Origin of the sequence: Enterobacter cloacae complex sp. S3 (assembly GCF_014930495.1) — a bacterium.
GTDB lineage: Bacteria > Pseudomonadota > Gammaproteobacteria > Enterobacterales > Enterobacteriaceae > Enterobacter > Enterobacter asburiae_B.
The window spans coordinates 1-21633 of the sequence record NZ_JADBRD010000019.1; the positions used below are offsets into that span (position 1 = coordinate 1).

A 21633-nucleotide genomic window follows, 5' to 3' on the forward strand; every position below is an offset into this window, starting at 1 on the left:
TTTCAACTCATCGAATGTACTTACATTCACATTCAAACGTTTTAGATTCGATATTTCAGATTCGATTTCTCCAATTTTCTTCTGTAAATTTTTCAAAATTCTCCTATCATTAGGATCGGGTATATCCTCTTTCTCGATATCTTGTAAGATCTCATCTTTGTACTTTATATGTGTTAACAACTCCATTGAAAGATGATTTACTCTAATCTGAATATCAGATTCATTCGCATTCAATGATGAAAAATCAAAATTCCTGATGTATTGCAATAATGCATTTTCAAAAAACTTGTATTTGAATCCACGTTCCTGACATCTATCAATCTTAACGAGACTGCCACCACAACGAAAATAAGATTCACCATTAGGCTCAACACTGTTAACCTGAACATATCTCCCACATTCCATGCATATACATAATCCAGCAAATAAATTATTTGCCTTGCGATGAATTTTACCAACGGGATTCCTCTGTTTCCGTAGTTGGTCAACGATGTGGAATAGTGATAAATCTACAACTACTGGATAGATAACAAGACCACTTAGCTTTTTCCTACCAGTTGAATTGAATTTCCCAATCAATCTCTCATCTTTTATTATCTTGTTTATGTGAGCAATCGTTGGTTCACTATCATTGATTAACATATTTTTTTCTTTTAATACATCGCGTATTGCTGCCGGACCGAAACCGTCAGCATACATCTGGAATATAAGATTATACTTTTCCTTCTCCCCTTCTTTGATTACATATCCATTGTCTTTTACTTCCAACCATGATGGAACTCGATTAGTCAGTACTGCTTTACCATCGATTGCGTTTTTGATTCGTTCATCCCAATTTTTGATACTCAATCGGGCTTTGCGTTTACTCTCGTTATGAGCACGTTGTAACCCGCCCGTAATGATACTGAGGTCACTACTGGAATGATGTATTGTTTCAGTTTCGACTTCATGGATATCACATCCGGCAGTGATCAAATTAAGGAATAGATTAGCGGCTTTAATTGGTTCTGCTCGACTAAATCGATCAAGGTTCTCAATGACTAAAACCGAATTGATAATCTTACGATCCAATACATCATCAATGAATGATTTCAGCACTGAACCATCTTCGATGTTCTTACCGCTATAGGCCGAGATCCCCTCTGCGAACAACCAGTTAACTGCTCCTAATTCGTATCCTCGATCATGTAGAGAATCATCATATGATGACACGTAATCATTCAGCATCTTTTGCTGGCGAGACATCCCAAAGCCATCTTTAGCCTGACCTCTCGAACTAACACGAGCGTAACAATATACCGTTTTTATCATTCTATTTTCCGAAAAATTACAACAGTAATAATAAGTATATCATGGTGGTCATTGGCATCATTGCGATTCTGAGCGCCATCGGCGTTCCCGCCTATCAGAACTACCTGCGCAAGGCGGCGCTGACCGATATGCTGCAAACTTTCGTTCCCTACCGCACGGCCATTGAGCTTTGCGCGCTGGATCACGGTGGTGTGGAGAGCTGCGACGCCGGCAGTAACGGTATCCCTTCCCCCACCACGACACGCTACGTTTCAGGAATGAGCGTGGCGAAAGGGACCGTGACCTTAACAGGACAGGAGAGTCTTAACGGGCTGACGGTGACCATGACGCCACGGTGGAGCGACGGCAACGGTATGACGGGCTGGACGCGCGACTGCAACATCAGTGCTGACAGCGCCCTGAAACAGGCCTGCGAAGACGTTTTCCGCTTCGACAATAACTGAGGAGCGGATAATGAATACCGATCAACTCGTGGCGCTTTGTCAGCGCCATCACGCTCTGCTGCTCACCAGCGACAGTGACATGGTCAGCATCGCCGTCGTGGGCAGCCCCGCGGCTGAACTCATGGAGGCGCTGCGCTTCGCGACCCAGAAACGGATTGATATTGAGTGCTGGAGCGCTGAGCGCATGGAAAAACACCGGCAGCTAACGTCACAATCGCATCTGCCCGTCGTTTCGCAAACACACTCGACGGTGGATATCCTCAACCACACGCTGCAGCAGGCAATCAACCAGCGCGCCTCCGACATTCATATCGAACCGATGGAGCATGCATGCCAGATTCGGTTACGCATCGACGGGGTTCTTTGCCCCCAGCCTCCGCTTTCCGCCTCGCTGGCCAGCCTGTTCAGCGCACGTTTAAAAGTGCTGGGTAATCTGGATATTGCAGAACGTCGTTTACCTCAGGACGGTCAGTTTACGATTGAGCTGGCAAACGAGCCGGTCTCGTTTCGGATCGCGACGCTTCCCTGCAGCGGTGGCGAGAAAATTGTGCTGCGTCTCCTGCATCAGGTTCAACAGGCTCTTGAGCCGAAAGCGCTTGGCATGAGCGCAGAACAACTGGCCTGTTTCAATGAGGTTCTCCACCAGCCGCAGGGGCTGATTCTGGTCACCGGCCCTACCGGCAGCGGCAAAACCGTGACGCTGTACAGCGCGCTGCAGGCGCGTAATACCCCTGACGTCAACATCTGTAGCGTGGAGGATCCGATTGAAATCCCCCTTGCGGGATTAAACCAGACGCAGATTAATCCCCGGGCGGGTTTAACATTCCAGAGCGTGCTGAGGGCGCTGCTGCGTCAGGATCCAGACATCATTATGGTCGGCGAAATCCGTGACGGTGAAACGGCAGAAATTGCCATTAATGCCGCCCAGACCGGTCATCTGGTGCTGTCAACGCTGCACACCAACTCGACGACGGAAACCCTGATTCGCCTGGAGCAGATGGGCGTCGCGCGCTGGATGATATCTTCCGCGCTGTCGATGGTGATTGCCCAGAGACTGGTCCGGCGTTTGTGTCCGCACTGTCGCCGGGAAGCCAGCGAGCATGCTGAATTACCGCGCGCCGTATGGTCCAGACCGCTTCCACGCTGGCAGCCCACCGGCTGCGATCGCTGTTATCACGGTTTTTATGGCCGCGTTGCCATTTTTGAAGTACTGGCGATCGACAATGCCCTGCGCCAGGCCATTGCCAGCGGGGCGGGAATCGAAGTGATAGAGGCGAGTGCCCGGCAGGCGGGAATGATTTCTCTTTTTGAGCACGGCTGCATGGCCGTCGAAAAAGGGCTGACCACGATCGAAGAGCTGGTGCGCGTGCTGGGAATGCCGGATGGCTGCTAATCAGCTCTAGCGCTGGCGAGCGCTCACCAAAGAAGGTGAACCCCAAAGCGGAACACTCTGGGCCACAGACCGCAATGCCGCCTTCACCAGGCTGATGCGTAGCGATCTCCATCCTCTGGCGCTTACCCGATGCGCTCAGCGGCACCGCTGGCGGCCGCATCACTGCTACGAGATGTTTCGCCAGCTCGCAACGCTTCTGCAGGCGGGGCTGACGTTGTCCCACAGCCTGCAGATGCTGGCAGAGCAACATCCGTTAAAACCGTGGCAGGCGCTGCTGCAAAGCATTGCCGATGAGCTCAGTGAGGGATCCCCCTTTTCTGAGTCGCTAAAAAAGTGGCCAGCGGTGTTTAGCCCACTGCATGTCTCGATGGTGAAAACCGGTGAGCTCACAGGGAAACTGGAGGAGTGCTGCCGCCAGCTCGCGCAGCAGCAAAAAGCGCAGCAGCAGCTCAGAGATAAGGTGAAAAAGGCCCTGCGCTATCCGGCGATCGTCCTGACGCTGGCCGTACTCGTGGTGCTGGCGATGGTCATTCTGGTCTTGCCCGAGTTTGCCGCGATCTACAAAACGTTTAACACACCGCTTCCGATGCTGACACAAATGGTCATGGGGATGGCCGCATTTATCCAGTCTTATGCCCTCGCGTTGTTCGCAGCGTTATTAATGCCCTTAGCCGCCGCCTGGGCTCTGAGGCAGAACCCTCGCTGGCAGCGCATGCTGATCCATACGCCCGTGATGGGCGCGCTGGCAAAAGGCCAAAAGCTGGGACACATCTTTACCGTGCTGTCACTCACGCAGCAGGCAGGTATCCCCTTTTTACAGGGCCTGGAGAGCGCAGAGGAGACCGTTGAAAGTCGCTATTGGCGGGGAATACTCCGCAGCGTTCGCGAGGACATTGAAAAAGGTCTCCCCGTCTGGTCATCCTTTCAGAAAGCGGCCATCTTTACCCCGCTGTGTATTCAGCTTTTACGAACCGGCGAAATGTCAGGTGCGCTGGACATCATGCTGGAAAATCTCGCCCGGCACCACACGGAACAGACCTTTCAACGGGCAGATAATCTGGCGGCACTTCTCGAGCCAGTGCTTCTGATTGTGACAGGGGTCATCATCGGCACGCTGGTGGTGGCAATGTACCTGCCGATTTTCCATCTGGGAGATGCGATGAGCGCGGGTTAGTGCTAAACAGTGCTGGCGCACGGGCATGCGCCAGCAGAAGCCATTACAGACTATTGAATACGCGGTTTTCCTGTTCCTGAACGCGAATAAACGTCGTACGTTTCGTCAGCTCTTTCAGGCGGGATGCCCCAACGTAGGTGCAGGCCGAGCGCAGGCCGCCGAGGATATCGCGCGCGGTGTATTCAACCGGGCCGCGCAGAGGCAGCTTCACGGTTTTGCCTTCTGCCGCACGGTATTTTGCCACGCCACCGACGTGACGGGTCATCGCGGATTCAGAGCTCATGCCGTAGAACAGCATAAATTTCTCTCCATTTTCTTCAACAACGGTACCACCGCTCTCTTCGTGTCCAGCCAGCATACCGCCGAGCATCACAAAGTCGGCGCCGCCGCCGAAAGCTTTCGCAACGTCGCCCGGCATGGTGCAGCCGCCATCGCTGATGATCTGGCCGCCCAGACCGTGCGCCGCGTCGGCGCATTCAATGACTGCAGAGAGCTGCGGATAACCGACGCCGGTTTTGACGCGGGTCGTGCACACGGAGCCCGGGCCAATACCCACTTTCACGATATCTGCACCGGAAAGGATCAGCTCTTCACACATTTCACCGGTCACCACGTTGCCCGCGATGATGGTTTTCGTCGGCCAGGCTTCACGCGCCTTGCTGACGAACTGCACGAAATGTTCGGAGTAACCGTTCGCCACGTCAATACAAACGAAGTTGAGCGCCGGGTTAGCGTTCAGGATCTGTTTGGTCTTCTCGAAATCGGCATCGGAAGTGCCGGTAGAAACCATCACATGCTTCACCACGTCAGCAGGCGCGGACGCAACAAACGCATTCCACTCTTCAGGGCTGTAATGTTTGTGCACGGCGGTAAGAATGTCGAACTGTGCCAGGGCGGTTGCCATCTCAAAGGTTCCCACAGTATCCATGTTGGCGGCGATGATCGGCACGCCAGACCAGGTCTGACCGGAATGCTTAAAGGTGAATTGACGTTCGAGTTCAACGTCTGAGCGACTTTTCAGTGTAGAGCGTTTAGGGCGGATAAGAACGTCTTTGAAACCTAACTTCAGATCTTCTTCGATACGCATGTGCGGATTCCTGGGGTTAGAGGCAAATATGTTAAAAGCACAACTCCAGTGACGTTATCATACGCACTAATACCTGCTCCGCAAGACTGCGAAATTCTCTTTTTTTACGCTACAATCCTATAAATTTACCTGGTAAAAAGCCGGTAAACAGGGTCAAACAGTTGCCAGCGCACCTAATAGTTTTAAACAACTGATTTTAATAATGAATAATTCCCAGGATTTGAATTAATGGGGTATATCGTCGCATTAACCGGCGGCATCGGTAGTGGCAAAAGTACCGTTGCGGACGCGTTCTCTCGTTTGGGTATCACGATTATTGATGCCGATATCATTGCCCGCCAGGTGGTAGAGCCCAATACACCCGCGCTAAAGGCCATCGCAGAACATTTTGGTCAGGCAGTCATCAGTGCCGATGGCACACTGAATCGCCGTCAGCTTCGAGAATGTATTTTTTCTGATTCTGCGGAAAAAGCCTGGCTTAATGCCCTGCTCCACCCCATCATCCACCAGGAAACTCAACGTCAGATAGCCGCAGCCCGCTCGCCCTATGTCCTGTGGGTGGTTCCGCTACTGGTTGAAAATCAGCTGCAGAAGAAAGCCGATCGTGTGCTGGTGATTGATGTCGCGCCCGAAACGCAAATCCAGAGAACCATGACGCGCGATCGCGTCTCTCGGGAGCATGCTGAACAAATTCTTGCCGCTCAGGCTACGCGCGCTCAGCGCCTTGCCGTGGCGGATGATGTTATTGATAATAACGGCGCACCAGATGCCATTGCATCGGATGTTGCCCGTCTGCACGCGCAGTATCTGACGTTCGCCGCGCAGGCCGTTGCACAGGAAAAACCATAATGTCGACACACATCCTTTTTGAGCATCCGCTCAACGAAAAAATGCGCACCTGGCTGCGCATCGAATTCCTTATTCAACAACTTTCACAACATCTGCCTGTTAACGATCATGCCACCGCGCTGCACTTCTTCCGCAACGTAGGCGATCTGCTGGATGTGATTGAACGCGGCGATGTCCGCACAGAATTACTCAAAGAGCTGGAGCGCCAGCAGCGTAAATTGCAGGCATGGACAGAGGTCCCCGGCGTAGATCAGAGCCGTATCGACGCGCTCCGCCAGCAGTTGAAAAGCAGCAGCGCCGTCCTGATGGCCGCGCCGCGCGTCGGGCAGTTTTTGCGTGAAGACCGCCTGATTGGCCTGGTGCGCCAGCGTCTGAGCATTCCTGGCGGCTGCTGCAGCTTCGACCTGCCGACGCTGCATATGTGGCTACATATGCCACAGGCGCAGCGTGACGCACAGGTGAACAGCTGGCTGGCAAGCCTGGAGCCAATGCACCAGACGCTATCGCTGATCCTCGATCTGATCCGTAACTCTGCGCCGTTCCGCAAGCAAACCAGCCTGAATGGTTTCTTCCAGGATAACGGTGATGATGCCGATCTTCTGCGTCTCAACCTGTCTCTCGGCGAACAGCTTTACCCACAGATTTCCGGGCATAAGAGCCGCTTTGCGATTCGCTTTATGCCGCTGGACAGTGAAAATGGCACCGTGCCGGAACGTCTCGATTTTGAACTGGCCTGTTGTTAAGGAGTGCCGATGTCTGATGTCACCACCGTAAGCTGCCCAACCTGTGGCAAAACCGTTGTCTGGGGCGAAGTCAGTCCGTTCCGCCCATTCTGCTGCAAGCGCTGTCAGCTCATTGACCTGGGCGAATGGGCGGCGGAAGAGAAACGCATTCCAAGCGAAGGCGATCTCTCGGATAGCGATGACTGGAGTGAAACCCAGCAGTAATCTGTAAAGCCTGCTGGCGCTTCGCTCAGCAGGCCTACGGTTGTGCGACTAACCGCAGGATCACGGGTTCATTAGCTGGCGGGAATTTTTCGGCATCACTTGCCTGAAGTTCCACCCAGTTACCCGGCTGTCCCTCTTTTCCCCAGGGTTCCCCCTCCCAGTTTTCTACCAGCCAGAACCACAGCGTGATGTGCCTGTCCGGAAACTGGTACTCAAGCTTATCAAACAGCGTTGCGCCAAGCGGCGTGATCCCCACCTCTTCCTGAAGCTCCCGAACCAGCGCCTCTTCCGGCGTTTCACCTGACTCGATTTTACCGCCTGGAAACTCCCACTTGTTCGCCATATGGGCGTCGGCAGCGCGCTGGGTGATGAAGATTTGGTTTTGCGGGTTGCGAATAATCCCGACGGCAATTTGCAGTATTTTCATATTGTCACTTCCATAAAAAAGGCGCAGATTTCTGCGCCTTTTTGTTTTTTTATGAACTTAGCTCAGACGGCCGTGGCACGCCTTGTACTTTTTACCGGAACCACACGGGCAAGGATCGTTACGACCCACTTTACGATCGCCGGTCTGCGCGGCGATCGCCGCTGCGGCTTCGCTGTCGTCGGTCTGATGACTCAGCTGTTGCATCTGTGCCAGACGCTCGGCTTCTTCACGACGCTGCTGCTCCATCGCTTCCACTTCTTCCGGCATACGCACCTGAACCTTGCTCAGGGTGCTGATCACTTCATACTTCAGTGATTCCAGCATAGAGGCAAACATGGAGAAGGATTCACGCTTATATTCCTGCTTCGGATCTTTCTGCGCATAGCCACGCAGGTGAATACCCTGGCGCAGGTAGTCCATCGCCGCCAGGTGCTCTTTCCACAGGGAGTCGAGCGTCTGCAGCATTACACCTTTTTCGAAATGACGCATCATTTCAGCACCAACAACCTCTTCCTTACGCTTGTAGACGTCCAGCGCGGTTTCAAAGATACGTTCGCGCAGGGTCTCTTCGTGCAGCTCAGGCTCTTTATCCAGCCACTCTTTGATTGGCAGATCGAGGTCAAAGTCATTTTTCAGACGTTCCTGCAGGCCTTCGATATCCCACATCTCTTCCAGAGACTGCGGTGGAATATGCGCGTCGATGGTGGCTTTAAACACATCTTCACGAATGCTGTTGATGGTTTCGCTCACGTCGGACACGTCCAGCAGTTCGTTACGCTGGGTGTAGATCGCGCGACGCTGATCGTTAGCCACATCATCATATTCCAGCAGCTGCTTACGAATATCAAAGTTGCGGCTTTCCACTTTACGCTGTGCGTTAGCGATCGCTTTAGTCACCCAAGGGTGCTCGATGGCTTCGCCAGGTTTCATCCCCAGCTTACGCATCATGCCGGAAACACGGTCGGAGGCGAAAATACGCATCAGCGCATCTTCCATAGACAGGTAGAAGCGGGATGAACCGGCATCACCCTGACGACCCGCACGGCCACGCAGCTGGTTATCGATACGACGAGACTCGTGACGCTCTGTACCGATAATGTGCAGACCGCCGGAAGCCAGGACGGCGTCATGACGAACCTGCCAGTCGGCTTTGATCTGCGCAATCTGTTCTGGCGTTGGGTTTTCCAGCTCCGCCACTTCAGCCTGCCAGCTACCGCCCAGCATAATATCGGTACCACGACCCGCCATGTTGGTGGCAATGGTTACTGCAGCCGGATAACCCGCCTGCGCAACAATGTCCGCTTCTTTGGCGTGGAATTTGGCGTTCAGAACGTTGTGTTTGATACCCGCTTTAGTCAGCTCGTGAGAAACCACTTCAGATTTCTCGATTGAGATGGTCCCCACCAGAACCGGCTGGCCGTTGGCAGTGCGGTCGCGAATATCTTCGATGATCGCCTGAATTTTTTCCGCTTCGGTCATGTACACCAGATCCGGCATATCCTTACGGATCATCGGACGGTTGGTTGGAACGACCACGGTATCCAGCTTGTAGATGGAGCTGAATTCAAACGCTTCGGTATCAGCAGTACCGGTCATCCCCGCCAGCTTCTCGTACAGACGGAAATAATTCTGGAAGGTAATAGACGCCAGCGTCTGGTTTTCATTCTGAATATCCACACCTTCTTTGGCTTCCACAGCCTGATGCAGACCGTCAGACCAGCGACGTCCCTGCATGGTACGGCCGGTGTGTTCATCGACGATGATCACTTCGCCGTCTTTAACGATGTAATCGACGTCGCGGGTGAACAGCGCGTGGGCGCGCAGTGCAGCGGTCACGTGGTGCATCAGCATGATGTTGCTCGGGGAGTACAGGGACTCGCCCTCTTCCATGATGCCTTCAGCCACCAGCAGCTCTTCAATTTTCACCAGACCACGTTCGGTCAGGTTCACCTGGCGCGCTTTTTCATCTACGGAGAAGTGACCTTCACCCTGGAAGGTATCCGAGTCCTCTTTCTCCTGGCGCAGCAGGTGTGGAATGATTTTGTCGACTTTACGGTACATCTCGGAGCTGTCTTCAGCCGGGCCGGAGATGATCAGCGGGGTACGCGCTTCATCGATCAGGATGGAGTCAACCTCATCCACCAGCGCATAGTGCAGCTTACGCTGTACGCGCTCTTCCGGGCTGAACGCCATGTTGTCACGCAGGTAGTCGAAGCCGTATTCGTTGTTGGTGCCGTAGGTGATGTCCGCGTTATACGCTTCGCGCTTGGCTGGCGCAGGCAGGCCGGACATGTTGATGCCGACGGTCATACCGAGGAATTCGAACAGTGGACGGTTGTTTTCGGCGTCACGCTGCGCCAGATAGTCGTTGACGGTAACCACGTGAACGCCTTTACCGGTCAGCGCGTTCAGGTAAGCCGGCAGCGTTGCGGTCAGGGTTTTACCTTCACCGGTACGCATTTCCGCGATGCAGCGCTCGTTGAGCACCATACCACCCAGCAGCTGAACGTCGAAGTGACGCATGCCGAATACACGCTTACTCGCTTCGCGCACGACAGCAAACGCTTCCGGGATCAGGCTCTCTAAGGTTTCACCTTTTTCCAGACGCGCACGGAATTCCGCCGTTTTCGCTTTCAGCTCGTCATCAGAGAGCTTCTCCATCGCCGGTTCCATACCGTTGATGACGGCAACAGCTTTGCGCATACGGCGCAGGGTACGATCGTTACGACTACCAAAAACTTTAGTTAACAATTTGATTAGCATAATAAATTCTCAAACGCCCCATTGTGGGCAGATAAATTAAGGTATTGAAAAAGTTAATTTAGCTGAGGCGTTGCGGCCCGGCGCGAATGCCGTGAGCCTGGCTAATCCAGGTTGAAACAGAGAATGAAGCAGGTGAAACAAACGCACGCTGCGTTGTCTGACGAACCATGACCGGCGGCTGGCTGTCCTGCGTGAGCAGCGCGTTGAGCGTGTCCAGCAGGGCAAGATGCTGAGCCTGCACCGGCAGCGCCTCTTCCGCAACAGGCATGGCCTGCGGTGCCATCGCAAAGGACAGATGGCGGATAACGGTGCGGATAGCGTGCTGGTGCCAGTAATCGACGGTGAAGTTTGGGCGGCGACTGGCTTCAAGCCACGCGAGGTTAGTGAAGTTAACCCGCGTGCTGAGATCGTGTTTAGTGGTGGAGGTTTTTGCGGGCGTCGCCGCTTCGGCACTGTTGCTGAGCGCAGGCAAGCCGAAACTCGCCGCGACCATCCCTAATAAGAGATGCGGCCAGAAGTAACGTCTGCCAAATTGTCGCCAGCGCGTCAGTATTCCGCTCACCTGCTCCACCCAATAAGCCAGCCTTGCAGAGGCTGAGTTCAGTTATTCATTTTAGCGCCCAGATAGTACCACTAAAGCCAATATACATCAGCAGGAATGAGGTGCCGCCGCGGAGAAAAACGGTCAAGAATGCAGCTAACGCACATATTTTCTGAGTAAGACAAACGAGAGATAACGCTGGGGTAAACGAAGAAGGGTAAAAATAAAAACGACTGGTCTTCCTGGTCGGAGAGAGTACCAGGTTAACCAGTCGATTTTTTTACGAAACGGTTTGAACCGTTACGCCAGAACCATGCTTGGTGCTTTGAAAGCCAGCGGCAGTTCAGCTTCGTCTTCGAAGGTCACATATTCCCAGGCTTCCTGTTTTGCCAGGACGGCCTGCAACAGTTTGTTGTTCAGCGCATGACCGGATTTGAACGCGGTAAATGCACCAATGATGTTGTGACCACACATGAACAGGTCGCCAATAGCATCCAGCATTTTGTGACGAACGAATTCATCTTCGAAACGCAGGCCGTCTTCGTTCAGTACGCGATAATCGTCAACAACGATGGCACAATCGAAGCTGCCGCCCAGGCACAGGCCGCGGGACTGCAGATATTCGATATCACGCATGAAGCCAAATGTACGGGCTCGGCTGATCTGGCGCATAAACGCATCGGCAGAGAAGTTCATCGCATAGCGCTGGGTGCTGGAGTCAATCGCCGGATGGTTAAAGTCGATGGTAAAGTCCAACGAGAAACCATTGTACGGTTTGAATTCAGCCCATTTATCGCCATCTTCGACGCGAACGGTCTCTTTGATGCGTACAAATTTCTTCGCGCAGTTCAGTTCTTCGATGCCGGCATCCAGCAACAGATAGACGAACGGTGCAGCACTGCCATCCATAATCGGGATTTCTGGCGCATCGACTTCAACAATAATGTTGTCGATACCCAGACCCGCCAGGGCGGCGTTCAGGTGCTCTACGGTAGAAATCCGCACGTCATGCTCGTTCACCAGACAAGTACAGAGCATAGTATCACGCACAGATTTGGCATCGGCCGGAAAATCTACCGGTGGATTCAAGTCGGTGCGACGATAGATGACCCCGGTATTGGCCGGCGCAGGGCGTAACGTCAGCGTGACTTTCTTGCCGGTATGTAAACCGACACCAGTCGCCTGAACGATACGTTTAAGTGTCCTTTGTTTGATCATCGTATAATCTCGCCAAATTAACTATCCAACCGAGAGTGTATATCACTAACGGTGGGCCAGTTTAGCACAAAGAGCGCAAATCCCCTAATTCCAGCCAATTCTTAGTCAGCTTGCTTACGCAGGAACGCCGGGATATCCAGATAATCTGGCTCTTTCGCCGTTTGCGGCGTTGGGTCGTTCACCACTTTCGCGGCCGGTTTCTGCTCCTGAGTCAGAGGAGACATACCGTGCTGCTGGTAACGATCCATTACCGGTTGCTGAGTCTGCTTGTTGGTCACCAGGGTGATCTCAGGACGCTTGTCCATACCGATACCGGTCGCAACAACGGTAACACGCAGCTCGTCGTTCATTTCAGGGTCAAGGGAAGTACCGATTACCACGGTAGCGTTGTCAGAGGCGAACGCACGGATGGTGTTCCCCACGGTTTCGAACTCATCCAGACGCAGGTCAAAGCCAGCGGTAATGTTGACCAGCACGCCGCGCGCACCAGACAGATCGATATCTTCCAGCAGTGGAGAAGAGATAGCCATTTCAGCCGCTTCTTCAGCACGGTCTTCACCGCTCGCCACGCCAGAGCCCATCATCGCGTAGCCCATTTCGGACATAACGGTGCGAACGTCTGCAAAGTCAACGTTCATCAGGCCAGGACGGGTAATCAGTTCAGCGATCCCCTGAACCGCGCCTTTCAGCACGTCGTTTGCTGCACCGAATGCGTCCAGCAGGGAAATACCGCGACCCAGAACTTTCAACAGCTTGTCGTTCGGGATGGTGATCAGCGAGTCCACATGCTTGGACAGCTCGGTGATACCCTGCTCCGCGAAGGCCATACGCTTCTTGCCTTCAAAATTGAAAGGCTTGGTCACGACAGCAACGGTCAGGATACCTAAATCTTTTGCCACTTCAGCCACAACAGGTGCTGCGCCGGTACCGGTACCGCCACCCATACCTGCTGCGATGAAGACCATGTCCGCACCTTCCAGTGCAGCGCGCAGCGCTTCACGATCTTCTTCAGCCGCATTGCGACCGACTTCCGGGTTAGCCCCTGCTCCCAGCCCTTTGGTGATACCACCGCCGATCTGGATAGTCTGGCCTACAGCCGTCTTACGCAGTGCCTGCGCATCGGTGTTAACTGCGAAGAATTCAACACCTTCAATGCGTTCACGCACCATATGCTCTACGGCGTTACCGCCGCCGCCACCGACGCCGATGACTTTAATCACCGCGTCGTTGGTCAGTTCCATAGGTTCAAACATAATTTCTCTCTCCGTTGTGCCTGTCGCCCGAGACCGCTAATTCTCTACGGTCTCTTAAAAAAATTAAAACTCTTTTCGCAACCAGTTGTTCAGTCGTTTGACCCACGACCCCACTGAGACGCGTTTTTCCACTTCTGCTTCACCACTGAGATGAGATTCCTTCCCGTAGTGGAGCAGGCCCACAGCCGTTGAATAATACGGCTCCTGAGCATAATCCGTTAAACCGGTGATATTCAGCGGCGCACCAATACGCACCTGCGTATGGAATACGCGCTGAGCACAGGCCGCAAGACCTTCAATTTGCGCTGCACCGCCGGTTAATACAATCCCCGCCGCAAGATGATGTTTAACGCCCTGCTGACGAAGCTGTTCCTGTAACTGTAAAATCTCTTCGTTGACCAGGTTGAGCAGCTCGGTATAGCGCGGCTCAATGACCTCTGCCAACGTCTGGCGCTGCAGGCTACGCGGTGGACGACCACCGACGCTCGGCACTTCAACGCTCTCATCTTTGCCAACGATAGACCCCAGCGCACAGCCGTGGCGCACTTTAATCGCTTCTGCATCGCTCGGCGGCGTACCAAAAGCGTAAGCAATATCGCTGGTCACAACGTTCCCGGCATAAGGGATCACTTTCGTGTGGCGCAACGCACCGCCGGTATACACGGCGATATCCATTGTACCACCACCAATATCGACCACACAGACACCCAGTTCACGTTCATCTTCGGTCAGCACGGAATAACTTGCCGCCAGACCCGCGAAAATAAGTTGGTCAACTTTCAGGCCACAACGTTCAACGGCTTTTACAATGTTCTTCGCCATATCGTTGTGACATGTGATCAGGTGCACTTTTGCCTGCATACGTACGCCAGAAAGACCGACCGGGTTCTTGATCCCTTCCTGGTAGTCAATTGCATATTCCTGTGGAATGACATGCAGCACGCGATGTTCGTCGCGGACACGGACGGATTTCGCCGTGTGCACAACGTTTTCAACGTCTTCCTGCGTCACTTCTTCTTCGGAAATCGGCACCATACCGATTTCGTTCTGGCAGCTAATGTGCTTACCAGAAAGGGCCAGATAGACAGAAGAAATCTGGCAATCTGCCATCAGTTCAGCCTGATCGATGGCGCGCTGAACGCATTTCACCACCGATTCAAGATCGTTTACCCCACCTTTATCCATACCACGGGACGGGCAACTGCCTACGCCAATGATATTGACCATACCGTCGGGCAGAACTTCCCCTACTAAAGCGGCAACCTTCGCGGTGCCAATCTCCAGTCCAACTACCAGTTTTCTGTCCGTCGCCTTGATCATTGTTGTTCTGCCTGTACCTGTGCCTGATTCTGTTGCTGATTAGGTTCCTCGACCGGAGCCGGTACCCAACCGACTGCTGCGCCTGAGTCATAGCGCAAATCAACGTAGCTTATCCGTTTGCCGTCAGTCTGTGCCTGCTGCTGTAAAACCGGGTAAAGTTCGACAAAACGCGCCAGACGCTTCATTGTGTCGCCGCGTCCCAGGTTGAGCTTAATGCCGTTCGTTAACGTCAGCTGCCAGGAACGGCGCGCCGTCATGGCAGCATCTTTTAACGTAAACCTGTCCTTCGCCAGCACCTGACCCATTTCGCGAAAACCTTGTAACACCTCGTTTTCGCTACCTTCCGGGCCATACAACATCGGTAAATTTTGCTTGTTGACACGATCGGCCGGGACGCTGAAGGAGTTTCCGTCTGCGTCAACCATGTGCTGATCATTCCAACGCGCAATGGGCACATATTCAACCAGATGAATCTTCAATTCATCAGGCCATTGCTTTCTTACGCTCGCCTGTTTTATCCATGGCAGACGTTCTATCTGGCTCTGGATAATGTTGACGTCCTGCGTCATAAAGGTGCCAGGCGAGCCCAGCGCCAGAATTGACTGGCGAATATCGTCGTTACGCGTGTAGTGACGCTCACCGGTGACCACCAGCTTAGAAAGCGGCAACCGCTGCGCATCTTCCATCCAGCCCAGGACCATCCAGCCGCTGATAAACACGGTGCACAGCACCCCGAGCAGGAAAATGATGCCTGCAAGACGCGTTCCATTACTGCGGCGTGAGGAGGCGTATTCGTCCTCGTCATCGCGGTTGCGCGTGTTCAATGCAGCCTGAGACATATCAGCCCGCCTGGTCCAGAATGCGTACGACTAACTGCGAGAAGCTCATCCCCGCCTGACGCGCGGCCATCGGCACAAGGCTGTGGCTGGTCATTCCCGGAGAGGTATTCGCTTCCAGCAGATAAAATTGTCCGTCACTGCCCTGCATCACGTCGATGCGTCCCCAGCCCTGACAACCCAGAATATGCCAGGCTTTAAGCACCAGGGACTGTAAATCTGCTTCACGCTCAGCTTCAAGACCACAAGGGCAGAAATATTGCGTCTCATCAGAGAGATACTTCGCCTCATAATCATAGAAGGTTCCGGCCGGTTGGATACGAATTGACGGTAAAATTTCTTCGCCAAGCATCGCGACGGTAAATTCCGGCCCGCTGAGCCATTTTTCAATCAGAACTTCTTCATCATGTTGAAATGCCAGTGCTAAAGCGGACGAAAGATCTTCAGCTTTGTCGACTTTGGACATTCCCACGCTGGAGCCTTCCCGGCTGGGCTTTACAATAACCGGTAAGCCCAGCTCAGCAATGCGTGCATTAACGCTATCCGGCAGGCCCAATTCAAATTCGCGACGCGTCAGCGCAACCCATGGCGCAACGGGTAACCCCGCGCCCTGCCACAGAAGCTTGCTGCGCAGTTTATCCATAGAGATAGCGGAGGCCATCACGCCGCTGCCGGTGTACGGCATGCCGATCAAATCCAGAAGCCCCTGCAGGGTGCCGTCTTCGCCGCCGCGACCATGCAAAGCGATAAAGACTTTATCGAAGCCCATGGCTTTTAATTGCGTCACGTCGACCTCTTTTGGGTCGACCAGGTGCGCATTGACGCCACCTTCGCGCAGTCCCGCCAGCACAGCCGCGCCGGAATTCAGGGAAACCTCGCGCTCGGCGGAGGTACCGCCAGACAGGACAGCAATCTTATCAGCCATGATGCTCATCCTCCTGGGTTTGCGGCTTCAGTTTGATTTCAGCTAAGGTACGGGCGATTTTGCCAATATTTCCCGCGCCCTGAATCAGAATCAAATCGTTACCTGTCAGAACCGGTGCCAGAATTTCCGCCACCTGTGCAGGGTCAGAAACCAGAATAGGGTCAACTTTACCGCGTCCACGGATGGTACGACACAGAGAGCGGCTGTCGGCCCCCGGAATCGGCGTCTCGCCTGCGGCGTACACGTCCAGCATTAACAGGGTGTCTACCTGTGACAGGACGCTGGCGAAATCGTCGTACAGATCGCGCGTACGCGTGAAGCGGTGCGGCTGGAAGACCATCACCAGATTTTTGTCCGGCCAGCCTGCGCGTGCGGCTTTAATGGTGGCGTCGACTTCGGTCGGATGGTGGCCATAGTCGTCCACCAGCATCGCAGTGCCGGCTTTACCGTTCACGGCGTCCAGCGGGAATTCACCGAGGAAGTCGAAGCGACGGCCGGTGCCCTGGAAGCTTTCCAGCGCGCGCAGAATGGCATCATCATCAATGCCTTCTTCCGTCGCGACGGCCACAGCCGCTGCGGCATTGAGGGCGTTATGGCGACCTGGCGCATTCAGCGTGACGTGCAGCAGCTCTTTGTCCTGACGCGCCAGCGTGAAGTGCCCCTGCGCACCGATCTGTTTGTACTCTTCCACGCGGACGTCAGCGTCTTCGCTGAAGCCGTAAGTGGTGATTTGACGACCCACGCGCGGCAGCAGCTCGCGGATCACCGGATCGTCTACGCACATCACCGCGCGTCCATAGAATGGCAGGTTGTGCAGGAAGTTGATGAAGGTCTGCTTTAAGTTCTCGAAGTCGCCCTGGTAGGTATCCATATGGTCAGCTTCGATGTTAGTGACAATCGCCACCATCGGCTGCAGGTGCAGGAACGACGCGTCGCTCTCATCCGCTTCGGCAATCAGATAACGACTGTGGCCCAGACGCGCGTGTACGCCTGCGGCTTTGACCAGACCGCCGTTGACGAACGTCGGGTCGAGACCCGCTTCCGCATAAATACTGGAGACCATCGCCGTGGTCGTGGTTTTACCGTGGGTCCCGGCAATGGCGATGCCGTGACGGAAACGCATCAGTTCCGCCAGCATTTCTGCACGGCGGATCACCGGAATGCGCGCTTCGTGCGCGGCAACGATTTCCGGGTTGTCAGAGGAGATGGCGCTGGAGACCACCACCACGCTCGCATCGCGCACATTTTCCGGACGATGGTTGAAATAGATAGTCGCCCCAAGCGACGCCAGCTGCTGCGTAACAGGGTTTGGCGCCAGGTCAGACCCGCTGATCTGATAGCCTTCGTTAGCTAACACTTCGGCAATACCGCCCATGCCAGCACCACCGATGCCAACAAAGTGAATGTGCCGGACGCGACGCATCTCGGGCACGATTGAACGCAGTTTTGCCAGTTGTTGTGTATTCATTCTCTAAACGCCATCGACTACTTAAAATTCGTGCAGCGCAACACGCGCTGCGAGGGTTAAGCCTGGGCTGCCAGGCTCACTTCTTTTGCCACCCGTTCCGTCGCATCAGGGATAGCGGCCGCGCGTGCGCGTTGCGCCATCTCCAGCAGTGCGTCTCTGTTCCAGCCCGCCAGGGTGGTGGCGACCGCGTCGGCGGTAAATTGTGGCTGTTCAAATATCTTCGCGGCACCGGCTTTCTCAAGCGGCAGCGCATTCCAGTACTGCTGTCTGTCTTTGTGCTGGAACGGCACAAAAAGGGCCGGCAGACCGGCGGCGGCGATCTCGCTCACCGTCAGCGCGCCTGAACGACAGACCACGACATCGGCCCAGGCATACGCTGCCGCCATGTCGTCGATAAATTCTGTGACTTTATGCTGCGGCTGGCCTTCGTCTGCGTAAGCTTGCTCAACGGTCTGCTGAGCGCCTTTTCCGCTCTGGTGCCAGATGGTCACGGTATCCCCCAGCTTTGCGGCAACCTGCGGCATCGTCTGGTTTAGAACACGCGCCCCCTGAGAGCCGCCGACGACCAGTACACGAACCGGCCCTTCACGGCCCGTCAGGCGAGCGTCCGGCAGCGGGAGCGCCAGCACGTCCACACGCACCGGGTTACCCACCACGTCCGCTTTCGGGAACGCACCGGGAAACGCCTGCATAACTTTGGTAGCGATTTTCGCCAGCCACTTGTTGGTCAGACCGGCAATACCGTTCTGTTCATGCAGCACAACGGGAATGCCTAAGGACCACGCCGCCAGCCCGCCAGGACCAGAGACATAGCCGCCCATGCCCAGCACCACATCTGGCTTAAAGCGCTTCATGATGGTGCGCGCCTGGCGCCAGGCGTTAAAAATACGCACAGGTGCCAGCAGCATTGCCTTGAGGCCTTTGCCCCGAAGGCCGGAAATACGAATAAAGTCGATCTCAATACCGTGCTTCGGTACCAGATCGGCTTCCATGCGGTCTGCGGTTCCCAGCCAGCGTACCTGCCAGCCCTGATCCATTAAATGGTGCGCAACCGCCAGCCCCGGGAACACGTGTCCACCGGTACCGCCTGCCATCACCATTAACCGCTTCGGTTGATTCATCGTGAACCTCGTGTAAACGCCTGGGCTTTTTCCAGACGCGTTTCATAATCTATACGCAACAAAAACATGATGGCCGTCGACATAATCAACAGACTCGAACCACCATAACTGATCAACGGCAACGTCAGACCTTTGGTCGGCAGCATACCCGCTGCGGCCCCGACGTTAACCAATGCCTGGAAGCTAAACCAGATACCAATTGAACAGGCTAAGAATCCTGAGAAGCGGTGATCGATCTCCAGCGCTTTCCGGCCGATAGACATGGCGCGGAAAGCGACGAAGAATACCATTAATAGCGCTAATACCACACCGATATAACCCAGTTCTTCCGCAATAATGGAGAAGATGAAGTCAGTATGCGCTTCCGGTAAATACTCCAGTTTCTGTACCGAGTTACCCAGCCCCTGCCCCCAGACTTCACCGCGACCAAAGGCCATCAGCGACTGCGTCAGCTGATAACCGCTGCCGAAGGGATCTTCCCACGGGTTCCAGAACGAGGTAACACGGCGAATACGGTAAGGCTCGGCGAGGATCAGCAGCACAACCGCCGAAATACCCATCCCGATGATAGCGATGAACTGCCACAGCTTCGCGCCCGCCAGGAACAGCATGGCCAGAGTGGTAACGAACAGCACGACAACGGTACCGAGGTCAGGCTGCGCCAGCAGTAATACCGCCAGCACCAGAATCACGCCCATCGGTTTTAAGAAGCCGCGCAGGTTGTTACGCACTTCATCAACCTTACGCACCAGGTAGTTAGCCAGATAGCAGAACAGGGAGAGCTTGGTAAATTCCGCAGGCTGAATGCGCAGCGGGCCAAAGGCGATCCAGCGCGATGCCCCGTTAACAGAGCTCCCCACCACCAGTACGATCAGCAGCATAATAATCGAGGCGATCAGCATCGCCGTACTGTGGCGCTGCCAGAACTCCATCGGCAGGCGCAAGGTCACCAGCGCCAGGCAGAACGCCAGGATGATGTAAAGACCATCACGCTTGGCAAACAGGAAAGGATCGTTCGCCAGACGCTGCCCGACGGGCATTGAGGCTGACGTCACCATAATGAAGCCGACCGCCGCCAGCCCCATAGTGAGCCAGAACAGCGTGCGATCGTACATGACCAGGCTGTCGTTATCTTTTTGACGAGAGCCCATCACCCAGCCTTTGAGCGCCGCAAATACCCATGCCAGGATCCCAAATCCTGGCAGGCGCGGCATTTTCAGGCGAGGGAGAGATAAACGCATTAGCCTAACTCCTTCGCCAGGCGGGTAAAGACATCACCACGCTGTTCGAAATTCTTGAATTGATCGAGGCTGGCACAGGCCGGAGAGAGCAGCACCATATCGCCTGGCTTCACGCGAGGGGCAATCAGCCGCATCGCCTGTTCCATGGTTTCGGTTTGCTCGGCAACCTCAGGGCGCAGTTCAGCCAGCTCGCTGCCGTCACGCCCGAAGCAGTACAGGCGGATGTTATCTCCGGCGAGATACGGCTTCAGTGAGGAGAAATCAGCTGATTTACCGTCGCCGCCCAGCAGTAAATGCAGGGTGCCGTCAACGTGCAGACCGTTCAGCGCGGCCTCCGTGCTTCCGACGTTGGTGGCTTTGGAGTCGTTGATCCAGCGCACGCCGTTGTGCTCCAGCGCCAGCTGGAAACGGTGCGCCAGGCCAGAAAACGTGGTTAACGCTTTCAGGCTGGAGGAGCGCGGCAGCCCTACTGCATCCGCCAGCGCCAGCGCTGCCAGGGCATTGGTATAGTTGTGCTGACCAGTGAGCTTCATCTCTTTCACGTTCAGCACTTTCTCACCCTTCACGCGCAGCCAGGTTTCGCCCAGCTGACGGTTCAGGTGGTAATCCCCCATCGTGATACCGAAGCTGATACAGCGATCGTCTGCACCGCGTACGGGCATGGTCAGCGCGTCATCGGCGTTAACAACGCAGACTTTGGCATTTTCATAAACGCGCAGCTTGGCGGCACGGTACTGCTGCAGACCAAATGGATACCGATCCATATGATCTTCAGTCACGTTGAGGATCGTCGCGGCCGCAGCGTGCAGGCTGGAGGTGGTTTCCAGCTGGAAGCTGGAAAGCTCGAGAACATACAGCTCGCAGCCTTTGTCCAGCAGCATCAGAGCGGGTAAACCAATGTTACCGCCAACGCCGACATTCATGCCCGCCGCTTTCGCCATTTCCCCCACCAGGGTGGTGACGGTGCTTTTACCGTTAGAACCGGTAATGGCGATAACAGGCGCCTGCGCTTCGCGGCAGAACAGCTCGATATCGCCGACAATCTCAACGCCCGCATCCGCAGCAGCGCTCAGCGAAGGATGCGCCAGCGCCATACCTGGGCTTGCGACAATCAGATCGGCTGCCAGCAGCCAGTCATCATTCAGACCACCAAGGTGGCGTTCAACCTGTTCCGGCAGTTTGTCCAGACCCGGCGGAGAGACACGCGTATCCATCACGCGTGGCGTCACGCCGCGTGCGAGGAAAAAGTCCACGCAGGAGAGCCCCGTGAGGCCCAACCCGATGATAACGACTTTTTTGCCCTGGTAATCTGCCAT

19 protein-coding genes and 1 pseudogene are annotated in these 21633 nt (G+C 54.6%); 6 read left to right on the forward strand and 14 right to left on the reverse strand.

Features of this window, described 5'->3' with window-relative positions:
• Positions 1 to 1311 (reverse strand): recombinase family protein (locus IM317_RS11820; RefSeq protein ID WP_193362475.1); only part of this gene is annotated, 1311 nt, incomplete at its 3' end.
• Between the two features lie 41 nt (positions 1312 to 1352).
• Here IM317_RS11820 and ppdD point away from each other — a divergent pair.
• The 3 genes and pseudogenes from ppdD (at position 1353) to hofC (ending at position 4321) form a co-directional block, all read left to right on the forward strand.
• Positions 1353 to 1754 carry a prepilin peptidase-dependent pilin gene (gene ppdD, locus IM317_RS11825; RefSeq protein ID WP_049016022.1) on the forward strand — a complete coding sequence of 134 codons (402 nt, stop codon included), beginning with the start codon at positions 1353 to 1355 and terminating at the stop codon, positions 1752 to 1754.
• Between the two features lie 10 nt (positions 1755 to 1764).
• A complete protein-coding gene (gene gspE, locus IM317_RS11830) occupies positions 1765 to 3147 on the forward strand; it encodes a type II secretion system protein GspE (protein WP_033144635.1) in 1383 nt (460 codons plus the stop codon).
• A pseudogene (gene hofC, locus IM317_RS11835) lies at positions 3137 to 4321 on the forward strand (protein transport protein HofC). The gene gspE and the pseudogene hofC overlap by 11 nt, the downstream one beginning before the upstream one ends.
• A 43-nt stretch (positions 4322 to 4364) precedes the next feature.
• On the opposite strand, the gene IM317_RS11840 reads toward hofC, so the two are convergent.
• Positions 4365 to 5408: a GMP reductase gene (locus tag IM317_RS11840; protein WP_033144634.1), complete on the reverse strand. Its 1044-nt coding sequence runs from the start codon at positions 5406 to 5408 to the stop codon at positions 4365 to 4367.
• A gap of 228 nt (positions 5409 to 5636) precedes the next feature.
• Between IM317_RS11840 and coaE the strand changes: the two genes are divergently transcribed.
• Genes coaE through yacG form a run of 3 tightly spaced genes read left to right on the forward strand, consistent with a single transcriptional unit; the run spans position 5637 to position 7204 of the window.
• Positions 5637 to 6257, forward strand: coding sequence for a dephospho-CoA kinase (gene coaE / locus IM317_RS11845; protein ID WP_033144633.1), 621 nt, complete (start codon positions 5637 to 5639; stop codon positions 6255 to 6257).
• A complete protein-coding gene (zapD, locus tag IM317_RS11850) occupies positions 6257 to 7000 on the forward strand; it encodes a cell division protein ZapD (protein WP_023310405.1) in 744 nt (247 codons plus the stop codon). The genes coaE and zapD overlap by 1 nt, the downstream gene beginning before the upstream one ends.
• 9 nt (positions 7001 to 7009) lie before the next feature.
• Positions 7010 to 7204, forward strand: coding sequence for a DNA gyrase inhibitor YacG (yacG, locus tag IM317_RS11855; protein WP_023310404.1), 195 nt, complete (start codon positions 7010 to 7012; stop codon positions 7202 to 7204).
• A 34-nt stretch (positions 7205 to 7238) separates the two neighbouring features.
• Here yacG and mutT read toward each other — a convergent pair whose 3' ends face one another.
• The 12 genes from mutT to murD form a co-directional block, all read right to left on the reverse strand.
• A complete protein-coding gene (gene mutT / locus IM317_RS11860; RefSeq protein ID WP_023310403.1) occupies positions 7239 to 7631 on the reverse strand; it encodes an 8-oxo-dGTP diphosphatase MutT in 393 nt (130 codons plus the stop codon).
• A gap of 57 nt (positions 7632 to 7688) precedes the next feature.
• Positions 7689 to 10394 carry a preprotein translocase subunit SecA gene (gene secA, locus IM317_RS11865; RefSeq protein ID WP_023310402.1) on the reverse strand — a complete coding sequence of 902 codons (2706 nt, stop codon included), beginning with the start codon at positions 10392 to 10394 and terminating at the stop codon, positions 7689 to 7691.
• A 58-nt stretch (positions 10395 to 10452) separates the two neighbouring features.
• Positions 10453 to 10956 carry a secA translation cis-regulator SecM gene (gene secM / locus IM317_RS11870; RefSeq protein WP_033146485.1) on the reverse strand — a complete coding sequence of 168 codons (504 nt, stop codon included), beginning with the start codon at positions 10954 to 10956 and terminating at the stop codon, positions 10453 to 10455.
• Positions 10957 to 11235: 279 nt separating this feature from the next.
• Positions 11236 to 12153, reverse strand: coding sequence for a UDP-3-O-acyl-N-acetylglucosamine deacetylase (lpxC, locus tag IM317_RS11875; protein ID WP_008501977.1), 918 nt, complete (start codon positions 12151 to 12153; stop codon positions 11236 to 11238).
• Between the two features lie 101 nt (positions 12154 to 12254).
• Entirely contained in the window at positions 12255 to 13406 is a 1152-nt protein-coding gene (gene ftsZ, locus IM317_RS11880) for a cell division protein FtsZ (protein WP_008501978.1), read from the reverse strand.
• Positions 13407 to 13469: 63 nt separating this feature from the next.
• Positions 13470 to 14726, reverse strand: coding sequence for a cell division protein FtsA (gene ftsA / locus IM317_RS11885; protein WP_023334508.1), 1257 nt, complete (start codon positions 14724 to 14726; stop codon positions 13470 to 13472).
• Positions 14723 to 15565, reverse strand: coding sequence for a cell division protein FtsQ (ftsQ, locus tag IM317_RS11890; protein ID WP_023310399.1), 843 nt, complete (start codon positions 15563 to 15565; stop codon positions 14723 to 14725). Before ftsQ ends, ftsA begins: the two co-directional genes overlap by 4 nt.
• Position 15566: 1 nt before the next feature.
• Entirely contained in the window at positions 15567 to 16487 is a 921-nt protein-coding gene (locus IM317_RS11895) for a D-alanine--D-alanine ligase (protein ID WP_033144632.1), read from the reverse strand.
• Positions 16480 to 17955, reverse strand: a complete 1476-nt coding sequence (murC, locus tag IM317_RS11900) for a UDP-N-acetylmuramate--L-alanine ligase (protein ID WP_033144631.1) — start codon at positions 17953 to 17955, stop codon at positions 16480 to 16482. The genes IM317_RS11895 and murC overlap by 8 nt, the downstream gene beginning before the upstream one ends.
• A 56-nt stretch (positions 17956 to 18011) precedes the next feature.
• Complete coding sequence (gene murG / locus IM317_RS11905) at positions 18012 to 19076, reverse strand: undecaprenyldiphospho-muramoylpentapeptide beta-N-acetylglucosaminyltransferase (RefSeq protein WP_029741228.1); 1065 nt, start codon at positions 19074 to 19076, stop codon at positions 18012 to 18014.
• Positions 19073 to 20317, reverse strand: coding sequence for a cell division protein FtsW (gene ftsW, locus IM317_RS11910; RefSeq protein ID WP_023310395.1), 1245 nt, complete (start codon positions 20315 to 20317; stop codon positions 19073 to 19075). Before ftsW ends, murG begins: the two co-directional genes overlap by 4 nt.
• Positions 20317 to 21633: a UDP-N-acetylmuramoyl-L-alanine--D-glutamate ligase gene (murD, locus tag IM317_RS11915; RefSeq protein WP_033144630.1), complete on the reverse strand. Its 1317-nt coding sequence runs from the start codon at positions 21631 to 21633 to the stop codon at positions 20317 to 20319. Before murD ends, ftsW begins: the two co-directional genes overlap by 1 nt.

Bases quoted from the DNA above. Each gene is read 5' to 3' on its own strand.
- ppdD (WP_049016022.1), top strand. From the start codon at position 1,353: ATGGTGGTCATTGGCATCATTGCGATTCTGAGCGCCATCGGCGTTCCC.
- gspE (WP_033144635.1), top strand. From the start codon at position 1,765: ATGAATACCGATCAACTCGTGGCGCTTTGTCAGCGCCATCACGCTCTG.
- IM317_RS11840 (WP_033144634.1), bottom strand. From the start codon at position 5,408: ATGCGTATCGAAGAAGATCTGAAGTTAGGTTTCAAAGACGTTCTTATC.
- coaE (WP_033144633.1), top strand. From the start codon at position 5,637: ATGGGGTATATCGTCGCATTAACCGGCGGCATCGGTAGTGGCAAAAGT.
- zapD (WP_023310405.1), top strand. From the start codon at position 6,257: ATGTCGACACACATCCTTTTTGAGCATCCGCTCAACGAAAAAATGCGC.
- yacG (WP_023310404.1), top strand. From the start codon at position 7,010: ATGTCTGATGTCACCACCGTAAGCTGCCCAACCTGTGGCAAAACCGTT.
- mutT (WP_023310403.1), bottom strand. From the start codon at position 7,631: ATGAAAATACTGCAAATTGCCGTCGGGATTATTCGCAACCCGCAAAAC.
- secA (WP_023310402.1), bottom strand. From the start codon at position 10,394: ATGCTAATCAAATTGTTAACTAAAGTTTTTGGTAGTCGTAACGATCGT.
- lpxC (WP_008501977.1), bottom strand. From the start codon at position 12,153: ATGATCAAACAAAGGACACTTAAACGTATCGTTCAGGCGACTGGTGTC.
- ftsZ (WP_008501978.1), bottom strand. From the start codon at position 13,406: ATGTTTGAACCTATGGAACTGACCAACGACGCGGTGATTAAAGTCATC.
- ftsA (WP_023334508.1), bottom strand. From the start codon at position 14,726: ATGATCAAGGCGACGGACAGAAAACTGGTAGTTGGACTGGAGATTGGC.
- ftsQ (WP_023310399.1), bottom strand. From the start codon at position 15,565: ATGTCTCAGGCTGCATTGAACACGCGCAACCGCGATGACGAGGACGAA.
- IM317_RS11895 (WP_033144632.1), bottom strand. From the start codon at position 16,487: ATGGCTGATAAGATTGCTGTCCTGTCTGGCGGTACCTCCGCCGAGCGC.
- murC (WP_033144631.1), bottom strand. From the start codon at position 17,955: ATGAATACACAACAACTGGCAAAACTGCGTTCAATCGTGCCCGAGATG.
- murG (WP_029741228.1), bottom strand. From the start codon at position 19,076: ATGAATCAACCGAAGCGGTTAATGGTGATGGCAGGCGGTACCGGTGGA.
- ftsW (WP_023310395.1), bottom strand. From the start codon at position 20,317: ATGCGTTTATCTCTCCCTCGCCTGAAAATGCCGCGCCTGCCAGGATTT.
- murD (WP_033144630.1), bottom strand. From the start codon at position 21,633: ATGGCAGATTACCAGGGCAAAAAAGTCGTTATCATCGGGTTGGGCCTC.